Origin of the sequence: Pseudomonas stagnisoli, from assembly GCF_048595745.1 — a bacterium.
GTDB classification, from domain to species: Bacteria; Pseudomonadota; Gammaproteobacteria; order Pseudomonadales; family Pseudomonadaceae; genus Aquipseudomonas; species Aquipseudomonas alcaligenes_A.
Map to the genome: position 1 here is coordinate 2,931,378 of NZ_CP184361.1, position 13,301 is coordinate 2,944,678.

General features: G+C 64.9%; 11 protein-coding genes. 1 reads left to right on the plus strand and 10 read right to left on the minus strand.

Features of this window, described 5'->3' with window-relative positions; translation table 11 throughout:
• A complete protein-coding gene (locus ACOAPY_RS14180) occupies positions 1-351 on the minus strand; it encodes a helix-turn-helix domain-containing protein (protein WP_465153699.1) in 351 nt (116 codons plus the stop codon).
• A gap of 159 nt (positions 352-510) precedes the next feature.
• On the opposite strand from ACOAPY_RS14180, the gene ACOAPY_RS14185 reads away from it, so the two are divergent.
• Positions 511-1,212: an XRE family transcriptional regulator gene (locus ACOAPY_RS14185; RefSeq protein ID WP_465153700.1), complete on the plus strand. Its 702-nt coding sequence runs from the start codon at positions 511-513 to the stop codon at positions 1,210-1,212.
• Positions 1,213-1,748: 536 nt separating this feature from the next.
• Here ACOAPY_RS14185 and argR read toward each other — a convergent pair.
• The 9 genes from argR to acs form a co-directional block, all read right to left on the minus strand.
• Positions 1,749-2,735, minus strand: a complete 987-nt coding sequence (argR, locus tag ACOAPY_RS14190; protein WP_465153701.1) for a transcriptional regulator ArgR — start codon at positions 2,733-2,735, stop codon at positions 1,749-1,751.
• 16 nt (positions 2,736-2,751) lie between these two features.
• The gene (gene aotP / locus ACOAPY_RS14195) at positions 2,752-3,516 is read right to left on the minus strand and encodes an arginine/ornithine transport ATP-binding protein AotP (RefSeq protein ID WP_021700551.1); all 765 of its coding nucleotides are present in this window, start codon (positions 3,514-3,516) and stop codon (positions 2,752-2,754) included.
• A 19-nt stretch (positions 3,517-3,535) separates the two neighbouring features.
• Positions 3,536-4,648 carry a succinylglutamate desuccinylase/aspartoacylase family protein gene (locus ACOAPY_RS14200; RefSeq protein WP_465153702.1) on the minus strand — a complete coding sequence of 371 codons (1,113 nt, stop codon included), beginning with the start codon at positions 4,646-4,648 and terminating at the stop codon, positions 3,536-3,538.
• 10 nt (positions 4,649-4,658) lie between these two features.
• On the minus strand, positions 4,659-5,357 hold the full coding sequence (locus ACOAPY_RS14205; protein WP_076424791.1) for an ABC transporter permease: 699 nt from the start codon (positions 5,355-5,357) through the stop codon (positions 4,659-4,661).
• Between the two features lie 10 nt (positions 5,358-5,367).
• Entirely contained in the window at positions 5,368-6,057 is a 690-nt protein-coding gene (locus tag ACOAPY_RS14210; RefSeq protein ID WP_061904752.1) for an ABC transporter permease, read from the minus strand.
• 133 nt (positions 6,058-6,190) lie between these two features.
• Positions 6,191-6,967 carry an ABC transporter substrate-binding protein gene (locus tag ACOAPY_RS14215; protein ID WP_061904753.1) on the minus strand — a complete coding sequence of 259 codons (777 nt, stop codon included), beginning with the start codon at positions 6,965-6,967 and terminating at the stop codon, positions 6,191-6,193.
• A gap of 408 nt (positions 6,968-7,375) precedes the next feature.
• Positions 7,376-8,740, minus strand: a complete 1,365-nt coding sequence (locus ACOAPY_RS14220; RefSeq protein WP_465153703.1) for an MBL fold metallo-hydrolase RNA specificity domain-containing protein — start codon at positions 8,738-8,740, stop codon at positions 7,376-7,378.
• Positions 8,740-11,127 (minus strand): phosphoketolase family protein, encoded by a 2,388-nt coding sequence (locus ACOAPY_RS14225; protein ID WP_465153704.1) that lies wholly within the window; start codon positions 11,125-11,127, stop codon positions 8,740-8,742. The genes ACOAPY_RS14220 and ACOAPY_RS14225 overlap by 1 nt, the downstream gene beginning before the upstream one ends.
• Positions 11,128-11,272: 145 nt before the next feature.
• On the minus strand, positions 11,273-13,228 hold the full coding sequence (gene acs, locus ACOAPY_RS14230; protein ID WP_076424795.1) for an acetate--CoA ligase: 1,956 nt from the start codon (positions 13,226-13,228) through the stop codon (positions 11,273-11,275).
• Between the last annotated feature and the right edge of the window lie 73 nt (positions 13,229-13,301).

Consider the following 13,301-nt stretch of genomic DNA (forward strand, 5'->3'; position numbering starts at 1 on the left):
TCATGCCTCCTTGGCCTTTTTACGGTGCCCAACCGGACACGCTGCGTTATGCTTCCGCAATGCCGAAATTGAACTGGGGTTCAAACTCTCGGGCCGGTTAGGGCGTTGGCGGTGCGGCGTGCCGTCTGCGTTCCAGCGTTCTGGCCAGAGTTGTGCAGGACGCACCCCCAGGGCAGTGGCAATTGCCCGTTCGATGCGGGGATAGGGGCGGCGCTTCGCGTTGCGAATCGCGCGGTCCGTAACCCCAAGCTGGCGGGCGAGCTTGGCGGTCGAGTTCCCATTGATGCGCAGCTGGTACTTGATCCATTCCCAGCGCTCCTCAAGGGAGAGCGGCATATCTGTAACGTCCATCGTTCTAACCATCTTGGCGGGTGGTTCTGGCTGGCCATCTAACGGCCTGTTACGGATATACGTTACTCGGAAATGTGCGCGAGTCAATCGGATAAATGCGCATCCGATTCATTTTTTTGCGCTGGATACACAGAAAAAAGAATAATCCGAGGAGTATCAATGAGTTACGCGGAATCGGACGAATCGGATGCAGTAGCACCTGAGCATCCGATTGACCTTGGAGAGATCGGACGCTTCAGTAAGCGCCTGCTTAAGGCCATGGGATTGACCAAGGCACGCGCTTTTGCGCGCGCTTGCGGCCTTTCTGAGGGGGCGATACGCAGTTATCTGAGCGGAGAGACGTTCCCGACCCTGGATCGCCTGGCTCAAATTGCGAGTGCAGCAGGCGTTGACCCCATGTGGCTTGCGTTCGGGACAGAGCCTGCGGCAGTCGTCGAGGATGACGCCCACGCCTTCATCCCCCTCTACGACGCCCGTTGCAGCGCCGGCCACGGCTCTTGGAACGAGCGCGCTCGCGTACTCACGCAGCTGGCGTTCACCAAGTACTCCCTGCGAAAGAAGGGGCTTAACCCCGCAAACCTTTCGTGCTTGCGTAATGACGGCGACTCGATGAAGGGGCTGATCGAGGACGACGACACGGTGATGATCGACGAAAGCCGCAACACGCTAGAGGGTGAGGGTGTCTATGTGATCCTGCTGGATGACCACCTCTACGCGAAGCGGCTGCAGCGCCAGTTCGACGGCTCCGTCAGCATCATCAGCGAGAACAAGGCCTACCACGATATGCTGGTGCCCAAGGAGCAGCTCGCGGAGCTGCAGATTATTGGCCGCGTGGTTTGGGCGGGCGGCTGGCTTATCTGATGCGGGCTATGCCAATTGGCCCGCTAAACCACCTCTAAGCCGCCTCGCGCGGCTTTGGCACAACTCCCGCTGCCATCGTCCCCGGCCCCCGCGCCATCCGGGGCTTTCCGGTTTCTTCCGGGCTCTTCCGGCTTCCTCCTGCCCTGTGCCATACCTCTCACTAGCTCACACGCTGCTGCGCGCTTTTGATCGTTCCCACGCAGAGCGTGGGAACCATCGGGAAAGGAATACAGAACTTCCAGGCAACTCCAAACGCCCCCTTCAGGAGGCCGAACGGAATCATTGCGGAAGGGGTTGAGCGGCATGGATGCCGCGAGAGACGCGATGGGCCAAGGATGGCCCTTCGCGGCGCGCCCCTGGAGCGATGATGGAGTGAGGGAACCCCGCCGCAGGCGGGGCCGGATGTCGGGGGCAAGCCCTTTTGGTTCCTTTTGGGGCGACTGCCAAAAGGAACCCGCCCAGCAGGGCGGAACAGAAGCATCGAACAGCACGATAAACAGCCACTGCACAAAAAAGGCTAGCGCCAGCTGCCAGCCTCAGCCGCGCTCAACGGAAGCCGGAGCAATCTCAAACGGACTGGCACTCCGCCGCTGATTGCGATCTTCCCGCGGCGTCGCCCCGAAGAAGTTGCGATAGGCGCTGGAGAAGTGCGGGCCGGAGGAGAAGCCACAGGACAGCCCGATCTGGATGATCGACTTGCTGGTCTGCATCAGCAGCTGGCGCGCCTTGTTCAGGCGCAACTCCAGGTAGTACTGGCTCGGCACGCGGTTGAGGTACTGCTTGAAGATGCGTTCCAGCTGACGCCGCGACACGCACACGTGTTGGGCGATCTCATCGGTGGTCAGCGGCTCCTCGATGTTGGCCTCCATCAGCAGCACGGCCTGGGTCAGCTTCGGATGGCTGGAGCCGATGCGGTTCTGCAGTGGAATACGCTGGCGCTCACCGCCCTCGCGGATGCGCTCGACCACCAGCTCCTCGCTCACCGCACCGGCCAGTTCGGCACCGTGGTCGCGAGCAAGCACGGCGAGCAGCAGGTCGAGCACGGCCAAGCCACCGCAGGCGCTGAGGCGATCGCGATCCCAGTCGAACAGATGGCTGGTGGCGATGACCTTGGGGAAGCGCTCGGTGAAGTCGTCCTGCCAGCGCCAGTGCACGGCGGCGCGATAGCCGTCGAGCAGGCCGAGCTGGGCCAGCGGGTAGACGCCGGCAGACAGGCCGCCGATGGGGATGCCGCCACGAGCCAGCTGCTTGAGCGCCTGGGCCAGCGCCGGAGCAACCTGCGCCGGCGGCTCGTCGGCCAGCACGAACAGCTTGTGGCAACCCTCCAGGCGCCCGGCCCAGGACTCGCCCGGCAGTTGCCAGGCGCCGGCCGCTGGCGCTTCGGCCTGGAGGAAGCGCAGTTCGTAGGACACTTCCGGGTGAACGCGCTGCGCCACGCGCAGGGCCTCCTCGGCCAGGGCCAGGGTCATGGGCCTAGTTTCCGGCCAGATCAGGAAGGCAATGCAGTGGGCAGTCGAAGTCATGAGGGCAGTCTAGTGCTTACTTCAGGCTGCCGGAAAGGAACTGTTTCAGGCGATCGGACTGCGGGTTGGCCAGCACCTCTTTCGGGCAGCCGGTTTCTTCCACCAGGCCCTTGTGCAGGAAGATCAGCTGGTTGGACACCTCGCGGGCGAAGCCCATCTCGTGGGTCACCACCACCATGGTGCGGCCTTCCTGGGCCAGGTCCTGCATCACCTTGAGCACTTCGCCGACCAGCTCGGGGTCGAGCGCCGAAGTCGGCTCGTCGAACAGCATGACCTCCGGCTCCATGGCCAGGGCACGAGCGATGGCCACGCGCTGCTGCTCACCACCGGACATATGGGCCGGATAGGCGTCCTTGCGGTGTGCCACACCCACCTTGGCCAGGTAGTGCTCGGCCTTCTCGATGGCTTCCTTCTTCGGCACGCCAAGCACATGCACCGGCGCTTCGATGACGTTCTCCAGGGCGCTCATGTGCGACCACAGGTTGAAGTGCTGGAACACCATGGACAGGCGCGAGCGCATGCGCTGCAGCTGCTTGGCATCGACTGCCTTGAGCGCACCGTCCTTGTTGGCCACCAGCTTGAGCTCTTCGCCATTGAGCAGGATCTTGCCGCCATGCGGCTGCTCCAGCATGTTGATGCAGCGCAGGAAGGTACTTTTGCCCGAACCGCTGGAGCCGATGATGCTGATCACGTCGCCAGCCTTGGCCGCCAGCGACACACCCTTCAACACTTCGTGGCTGCCGTAGCGTTTGTGCAGATCCTGAACTTCGAGTTTGTACATGGTTGGGCTCTCGTATGGCTCAGTCGCTCAGCAGGCGACCCTGGCGAATGGGTTGCTGACCGGCCACCTTGGCCAGCCAGAGTCCGGGTTGGGCGAAGCGCAGGCGCTCGCGCACATAGAGCACCCCGGCGGTCGAGGCACGCACGATGCTGTGGCGGTCCTCCAGCGGATCAATGACCTCGAACAGCGGGTCGCCCACCTCGACACGGGCGCCGACCGGCTGCAGGAAGCTGACCACGCCGGCATGCGGCGGGTAGGCGTATTCGGCGCCGGCAAACGGCGTGGGTGCGCAGGTTGGTGCCGGCGCGGCAGGCCAGGCACCGTCGATCAGCCCCTGCTCGGCGAGGAAGGCGAGGATGCTTTCGGCGCTGGCCTGGGCACGCTCGCGCTCGGTATCCAGCATGCCACCCAGCTCCACCGTGCTGGCCTGGCAGGCCAGCGGCACGGCGGCCTGCGGGAAACGCCGCGCCAGGCGCAGCCAGGCCATCGAACAGGCCTCGTCGAAGGAGCTGCCGCCGGTGTCCTCGGACACCAGCACGGCGCCGGCGCTCAGCCGCGCACCCAGCGAGGCGAAGTTCTCGGCCTGCTGCGGAATCATGTACAGGTGCACCACGGCGTCGAAGTCACAGTGCAGGTCGAGCACCAGGTCGGCATCGCAGGCATGGCGCAGCAGCAGGCGCTGCAGGCCCTGCAGCTCGGAACCGGCTGGCGGCAAAGCATCCAGGCCGGCACGCATGGCCTGGCGAATCAGCTCGACGTTGGCCTGGCTATCCGCCCCCAGGCGCCCTTCCAGCGTGGGCGCGACCAGCGCGGCGAGGTCGACGAAGTCACGATTGAAATTCTTGCCGCTGCCCAGCTCGAAACGCCCCTGGCTGGTAGCCTGAAACATCTGACCGAGACCGATGGGGTTGGCCACCGGCACCAGCTCGACCACGCCCGTAAGGCGCCCCTGCCCTTCCAGCTCGACGAGACGACGCTTGAGCTCGACGGCCACGCGCATCCCAGGCAGCTCGTCGGCGTGCAGGCTGGCCTGGATATAGGCCTTGCGCGCGCCGGCGCCGAAACGGAACACACTCAAGGTGCGCTCGGTGCCGGGACAGCCCCAGGGCAGACGGTGATCGATACGCTGCATGATCTCGACCTCAGTGCTTGCGCGGGGCCAGGTAGGCCAGGTAGCGGCGCTCGGCCAGCTTGAACAGGCGCACCAGGATCAGCGTCAGCACCAGATAGAACACACCGGCGGTGATGTAGGCCTCGAACGACAGGTAGTACTGCGAGTTCACGGTCTTGGCCGCGCCGGTGATGTCGATCAGGGTCACCACCGATGCCAGGCTGGTGGTGTGCAGCATCATGATCACCTCGTTGCTGTACTGCGGCAGCGCGCGGCGCAGCGCGGACGGCAGGAGGATGCGGCGATACAGCTTGGCGCGCGACATGCCCATGGCCTTGGCCGCCTCGATCTCGCCATAAGGCGTGGCCTTGAGGCTACCGGCGAGGATTTCGGCGCTGTAGGCGCTGGTGTTGATGGCGAACGCCAGGCAGGCACAGAAGGTAGCGTTGGACAGGTAGGGCCACAGGGCACTCTCGCGCACCACCTCGAACTGGGCCATGCCGTAATACAGCAGGTACAGCTGCACCAGCATCGGCGTACCACGGATCACGTAGGTATACAGCCAGGCCGGGAAGTTGATCGCCGGTTGCTTGGAAACCCGCATCAGCGCCAGCGGCACCGCCGCGAGCAGGCCCAGGGCCAGGGAGATGACCAGCAGCTTGAGGGTGACCAGCACACCGCCGAAGTACAGCGGCAGGCTTTCCCACACCACGTTGTAGTCGAAAAGCATGGTAAATCCCTCAGATCTCGGCCGTTTTCACGCCGACCGAATAGCGGCGTTCGAGGTAACGCAGGACCAGCAGCGATACGCTGGTGATCGCCAGGTAGATGGCGGCGGCCAGCAGGATGTAGGTGAAGGGCTCGCGGGTCGCGTCACCGGCGCTCTTGGCGCGGGCCATCATGTCCTGCAGGCCGACCAGGGAAATCAGGGCAGTGGCCTTGATCAGCACCAGCCAGTTGTTGGTGAAACCGGGGATGGCCAGGCGGATCATCTGCGGCACCAGGATACGGAAGAACACCCGCAGCGGACTCATGCCGTAGGCCAGACCAGCCTCGCCCTGCCCTTTGGGGATGGCCATGAAGGCGCCGCGGAAGGTCTCGGACAGGTAGGCGCCATAGATGAAGCCCAGGGTACCGACGCCAGCCACGAACGGATTGATATCGACATAGCCCTCGTAGCCGGACAGCTCGAGGACGCGATTGAGCATTTCCTGGCCGCCGTAAAAGATCAGCAGGATCAGCACCAGGTCGGGGATGCCGCGAATCACCGCGGCATAGGTTTCGCCCAGCAGGGCCAGCCACTTGACCGGCGACAGGCGGAAGGCCGCGCCGAGCAGGCCGAGCGCGATGGCCACCGCCATCGACAGCAGAGCCAGCTGCACGGTGAGCCAGGTACCGTCGAGAATGGTCGAGCCGTAGCCGTTGAACATGGAATCTATCCTCTGCAGACAGGAGGAGCGCTCTTGCTCAGAGCGAGGGGCGGAGGTGAGTCCGGCAGAGCGCTGCGCTCACCCGGCCCGACGTACCACCCTCCCCGCTCCGGGGAGGGCGGCCGCAGCGGCGTTATTCGCCGTAGACGTTGAACTGGAAGTACTTGTCCTGCACTTCCTTGTACTTGCCGTTGGCGCGGATCGCCGCGATGGCGGCAGTGATCTTGTCGGCCAGGGCCTTGTCGCCCTTGCGCACGGCGATGCCGGCACCGTTACCGAAGTACTTCTCGTCGGTGTAGTCCGGACCTACCAGGGCGAAGCCCTTGCCGGCGTCGGTCTTGAGGAAGCCATCGTCGATGTTGACCACGTCGGCCAGGGTGGCATCCAGGCGACCGGCGGTCAGGTCGAGGAAGATTTCGTTCTGCGAGCTGTAGCGCACCACTTCCACGCCTGCCGGGGCGAACACCTCGGTGGCATAGCGGTCGTAGATGGAGGCCCGCTGTACGCCGACCTTTTTGCCTTTCAGATCAACCAGCGGGTCCTTGATCTCGGTACCGGCCTTCATCGCCAGCTTGGCGGGGGTGTGGTAGTACTTGCCAGTGAAGTCCACGGACTTCTTGCGCTCTTCGGTGATCGACAGCGACGACAGTACGGCGTCGAACTTGCGCACCTTGAGGGCCGGGATCAGGCCGTCGAACTCCTGCTCGATCCACTGGCACTTGACCTTCATCTCTTCGCACAGCGCGTTGCCGATGTCGTAGTCGAAGCCAGTGATGTTGCCTTCCGGGGTCTTGTAGGCAAACGGCGGGTAGGCCGCTTCGATGCCGATACGCAGGGGTTTGTCTTCTGCCTGAACCAGCGCACTGAAAGCGGAAAGCGCCAGGGCGCCGAGAAGTACGATCTTCTTCATCTTGTGCTCCTTCGAATGGGGTACAGCGATTGGCAGAATGAGGTTCGCCATGGCCATGGGTGAATTGTAGAAAGTGTCACCGTCTTTGCCGCCACCAGGGACGCCACAAGAGGGTTGGCCAAGTGGGCGGCATTCTATCGACCGGGGGTGGGTCGATATTTCTTCAAAGCGACAACAAATTACAGAAGCACAGGGCGAGCGCGGAGCGCGTATTGACAGGCCAGCCAAAAGATGACCAAGGGGACACAAACAAAACTTTGTAATACAGCAATAAGCAGGCCATAAAATACAAACACCCTATTCCACAGGGCCTGCAGCCCCGCACCCGCATCCAATCATGCACGCATGCAGGGCACGGCGTTCCCCGCCCACCCCAAAAGTGGGCGAGGTGTTACTCGACGCTGTTACTCACAGCTCGAATTCCTGCCCCTGCAGCGGCACGCACACCGACCAGCCGAGTTCGCGCTGGATGCGCTCGCGCAGTGCCTCGGAGGCATCCGCCTCGCCGTGCACCACGAAAACCCGCCGCGGCGCGCGCTGGAAGCCGGACAGCCAGCGCATCAGCTCGTCGCTGTCGGCATGCGCCGACAGCATCGGCAGCTCGGCGATTTCCGCGTTGATCGGCAGCCACTGGCCATAGATCTTGGTTTCGCGAGCCCCTTCCAGCAGTTTGCGCCCGCGTGTGCCGGCAGCCTGGTAGCCGGAGAACAGCAAGGTGTTGCGGTGATCCGCACCGAAGGCGGCGATGTGGTGCAGCACGCGCCCCCCGGTGGCCATGCCGCTGGCCGAGATGATCACCTTCGGGTAGCGGTTGGCCGACAGCGCCTTGGATTCCTCGACATCGCGCACATAGGTGACCGAGTCGCAGGCCGCCTCGCAGTCCTGCCGGCCCAGACGGTGCTCCTTGGGGTAACGCTGCAACAGTTCGCTGGCACTGGTGGCCATGGGGCTGTCGAGATAGACCGGCAGGTTGTGCAGCCGACCACTGCGGCGCAGCTGCCAGAGACTGTGGATCAGCGATTGCGCACGGCCCACGGCGAAGGCCGGGATCACCACCGTGCCGCCGCGCTGCACGGTGCGCTTGATCACCTCTTCGAGCGCATCCAGCGGATCGGTGGTGTCGTGACGACGGTTGCCGTAGGTCGACTCGATCACCACGTAGTCCGCCTCCGGCACGCTCTCGGGATCGTGCATGACCGGATCGTCATAACGCCCCAGGTCGCCGGAGAACAGGATGCGTCGACCACCGATGTCGATCTGCGCGGTGGACGCGCCGAGAATATGCCCGGCGCGGCGCAGCAGCAGGCGACCATCCCCCGGCAGCGCCACTTCCTCATGCAGTGCCGCCGGTTTGAACAGCGCCATGGTCCGGTCGATATCGGCGACGCGATACAGAGGCAGGGCCGGCGAGTGCTTGGAGAAGCCCTTGCGGTTGGCCAGCTCGGCGTCCTTCTCCTGCAGGAAGGCGCTGTCACGCAGGATCAGCTCGGCCACGTCGCGGGTCGCACTGCTGCAGTGGATGCGCCCGGAAAAGCCATCCAGCACCAGCCGCGGCAGGTAGCCGCAATGGTCCAGGTGAGCATGGGTCAGCACCACCGCATCGATGTCGCCGGGATTGATCGGCAACCGCTGCCAGTTCAACTCGCGCAAGTTCTTCAGCCCCTGGAACAGCCCGCAGTCGATCAGCAGACGGGTATCGCCACAGGTCAGCAGATGCTTGGAGCCGGTTACGGTGCCGGCACCACCGAGGCTGGTCAGAGAAAGCTTGGCCATCAGATGTTCCTTTCGAGATTGGCAATGTGCAGATCGGCAGCCCGCCCCAGGCCCTGGATGGCCAGGCGCCGGGGCTCATCGAGCAGACTGGGCAGCGGGCGACCGCTGAGTGCTGCCACGGCCTCGACCGCATGGGCCCAAGTGCAACGGTTGGCGAACAGCATGCCGTCGACATCCAGCGTGCCGCCGCGGTTGATGTAGCCCAGGGCACGCGTGCATTCCGAGCCACCATCGAGGCGGCGCAATACACCCAGCATAGGCTCGGGACGGGTATGGCACAGCAGCACACGCGGCAGGCGGCGCGGGAACAGCGCCTGCAGGCGGGCCTCATCCAGCACGAAGGCGGCCTCCAGCTCATCCCGCGGGCTGCGCAGGCGACCCGGCTCGATGATCAGGGTGACGCAGGTGCGGCAGCCGCGCGCGGCCAGTTCGGCGTGAGCCAGCAGCGCCTGCTCCAGTTGATAGGCGCCGATAGCCACCAGTTGCACCTCGGCGTCGGCAGGGTCGCCGCGCAGGTGCAACGCGCCCTGCTGCAGCAGCTGGCGACAGGCCTCAGCGTCCAGCTGGCCGGCCACCTCGCGCTTCGACACCACCAGGCAGCCAAGCTGGCCACGCTCGCCGTAGAGCGCCTGCAGGGCGGCCTGGGCGCTGTTGGCGTCGACCGGGAACAGCACCCGCGTGGTGTCGGCCATTTCGCCGAGCAGCGCTTCGCCGATGGTCGGGTCCTGGTGCGATTGTTCGTTCTTGGCGTTCTCCCAGGTGTGCGACGTCACGATCAGGGGCACGGCGAGCCAGCCCGGCGCCTGGCCGAGCAGTTTCTGGTGACGGGCAAAGATCGCCTCCTGGCGCAGCAGGCCGAGCATCTTCACGGCGAACGCCTCGTAGCTGACGATCAGGTTCAGCCCACCCTTGTTGCCCAGTGCCGCCGCCGCGACGGCCTCTTCGTTGAGTGCGGTAATCACCGCGCCGTGCAGGTCCTCGGCCACGCCCGGCTCCGGCGCGTTGACCCGGTGTCGCAGCAGCGCCAGGGTCTCGCCCATCTTGTTGCTGGCCAGCTCGTCGGGGTTGCCGACCCGCACGCGCAACTGCGGGTTGGCCCGCACCAGCTCGACGAACCAGCGATCCAGCGCGCTCATCGCGCTGCCGTGCGCGCCAGGCGCCTGCCAGTGCACCGGTGGCAGCTGCGCCGGCGCCGGATGGCGGTGCACCATCGGGTGCTGGCTTTCGCGCGGGCGCGCCACACGCTCATGGTTGTTCAGACAGGCGATGGCGGCCTCCAGCTCGGCCGGGGGCACGTGCAATGCCCGCGCCGCCGCGTTGAACTGCAGGCGAGCCCGCGCATCCGTGTGCGGATTGGCCGCCAGCGGCAGGTTGTGCGCCGCATTGCTGCCGGCTCCGGGGAAGCCGAAGCCCTTCTCGGTGACAGCGATCACGTAGGGCAGTGGTGCCGGGTAGCGACGCTGCGGATCAGCGGCGAAGGCTTGCAGACGCGCCTCGGCTTCGAGGATGGCCCAGGCGATCGCCGCCGGATCGCGGCCGTCGATGATCAGCGGATCGAAACCATTGAGGCGCAGGTCCTCGGCCATCCAGGCGGCACCGCCCTGCTGCACGATCTGCGTGCGCTGCTCAATGCGCCGGCCATTGAGGATCATCACCGGCACCGCCAGTCCGCAATCCTCGGCCCGCCACCAGCGTGGCGCCCAGTCCGAGCCGCGCTGTTCCTCGAAAGCGCCATCACTGAGAAAGGCCACCAGGCGCTCGCCTGGCAACGGCATGTGCACGTACTGCAGGCCGGCGAAGCCGAGGTAGCCGCCCTCGCACACCGCACCGGCCGTGTGCGGCCCGGCATGGCTGCCCAGCGGCACGGCTGGCATGCCCTGGGCATCGATGGCGTAGGAGTAGAAATCGCCGATCAGCCTGGCCAGTCCGGCCGCACTGCGGTCATAGCGGCCCTGCTGGGTCGGCGACAGATCGCCGGTCAGGGTGTTGATCGCCTCGATGGCTGCCACGCAGTGGCCCTGCCCCATCAGCCAGCCACGGGTCGTCGCACTCAGGGCATTGGCCAGCAGATAGCCGACGAAGGCCGGCACCATGTTCAGCGAACCGCCGGTGTGCCCCTCGGGAACGGCCTTGAAGTCCTCGGCAGCCAGTTCACCGCCGTCGAGGTCGATGCGCCGCGCATAGGTCATGTGCGCCACCAGGCTCAGGGCCATGCTGGTCAGCCGGTCGGCACTGCGCAGCAGCTCCAGCCCATGCGCCTGGTCAGCCAGGCGGCCGGCGGCGACCAGTCGCGCAACCAGGTCGCGCACGCGCTCGATGGTTTGCGGCTGACGGCACAGCGGCCCCCAGCCCTCGCACCAACCGGCCCAGAGATCGGTATCGTTCATCAGCACAATCCTCATCCTTGTCTACACGCATTTTCAGCGCCACAACGCCGCCCTGCACTGCCGCGCGTCAATGAACCTGCGTAGCGACCCCAGAAACGACAAACCCCGGCTTGTGGCCGGGGTCGTGCACGTTGCGTGGCTGCCGTCAGGCGGCTTGCATGGTGCGATGAGTGTCGATGAGGTGCTGCACCACGCCAGGATCGGCCAGCGTGGAGATGTCGCCGAGAGAATCGTATTCGGCAACGGCGATCTTGCGCAGGATGCGGCGCATGATCTTGCCCGAGCGGGTCTTCGGAAGTCCCGGAGCCCACTGGATGACGTCTGGCGAGGCGATCGGGCCGATCTCCTTGCGCACCCAGTTCTTCAGTTCCTGACGCAGTTGTTCGGACGGTTCCTCGCCGGCATTCAGGGTTACGTAGACATAGATGCCCTGGCCCTTGATGTCGTGCGGTACGCCCACCACCGCGGCCTCGGCGACCTTGGCATGCGCGACCATGGCGCTTTCGATCTCGGCGGTGCCCATGCGGTGGCCGGAGACGTTGAGTACGTCGTCCACACGACCGGTGATCCACCAGTAGCCATCCTCGTCGCGACGCGCGCCGTCACCGGTGAAGTACATGCCCTTGAAGGTGTTGAAGTAGGTGTCGACGAAGCGGTCGTGGTCACCATACAGGGTGCGGGCCTGTCCCGGCCAGGAATCGATGATGACCAGGTTGCCCTCGGTAGCACCCTCAAGGATGTTGCCCAGGTTGTCCACCAGGGCCGGCTGCACGCCGAAGAACGGCCGGGCGGCGGAGCCCGGCTTCATCGCGTGAGCACCCGGCAGCGGGGTCATCAGGCAGGCACCGGTCTCGGTCTGCCACCAGGTGTCGACGATCGGGCAGCGGCTCTGGCCGACATTCTCGTAGTACCAGTGCCAGGCTTCCGGGTTGATCGGCTCACCGACCGAACCGAGCAGGCGCAGGCTGGAACCATCGGCACCCTGCACCGCCGCCTTGCCTTCAGCCATCATGGCGCGAATGGCGGTCGGCGCGGTGTAGAGGATATTGACCTTGTGCTTGTCGATAATCTGCGCCACGCGGGTGACGTCCGGATAGTTCGGCACACCCTCGAACATGACGGTGGTGGCGCCGTTGGAGAGCGGGCCGTAGATCAGGTAGGTATGGCCGGTGACCCAGCCGATGTCGGCGGTGCACCAGAAGACTTCGCCCGGGCGGTAGTCGAACACCCGCTCATGGGTCAGCGAGGCATACACCAGGTAGCCGCCAGTGGTGTGCAGCACACCCTTGGGCTTGCCGGTGGAGCCGGAGGTATAGAGGATGAACAGCGGCTCCTCGGCCCCCATCTCCTTGGGTGCGCAGGTGGAGCCGGCGACTTTCATCAGGTCTTCGTACCAGATGTCGCGGTGCTGGTTCCACTTGATCTCGGAGCCGGTGCGCTTGGCCACGATGACCTTCTGCACGCTGTGGGTTTCCGGGTTGGTCAGGGCATCATCGACGTTGCTCTTCAGCGGAACCTTCTTGCCGCCGCGCACGCCTTCGTCGGCGGTGATTACCACCTTCGACTTGCAGTCGATGATGCGACCGGCCAGGGCCTCCGGCGAGAAGCCGCCGAACACCACCGAGTGGATGGCACCGATGCGCGCGCAGGCCAGCATGGCCACCGCCGCTTCCGGAATCATCGGCATGTAGATGGTCACCACATCGCCACGGTGCACGTCCTGGCCACGCAGGGCGTTGGCGAACTTGCACACCTGCTCGTGCAGTTCGCGGTAGGTGATTTCGCGGTGCTCGGAGGGATCGTCACCTTCCCAGATGATGGCGATCTGGTCACCACGGGTTTCCAGGTGGCGGTCCAGGCAGTTGGCCGAGAGGTTGAGGGTGCCATCGGCGAACCACTTGATGTCGACATGGTGGTCGTCGAAAGAGGTCTGCTTGACCTTGGTGAACGGCTTAATCCAGTCGATGCGCTTGGCCTGCTCGCGCCAGAAACCGTCCGGATTGATCACCGACTGCTGGTACATCGCCTTGTAGGTGGCTTCGTCGGTCAAGGTATTGGCGGCCACCTCGGGACGCACGGGGTAAATGGAAGCAGCAGTCATGACGGATACCTCAAAGGGCGGTTGTTTTTGTATGGCTCCTTTTGTATCCCCCGACACCCTGTGGGGCCATTCG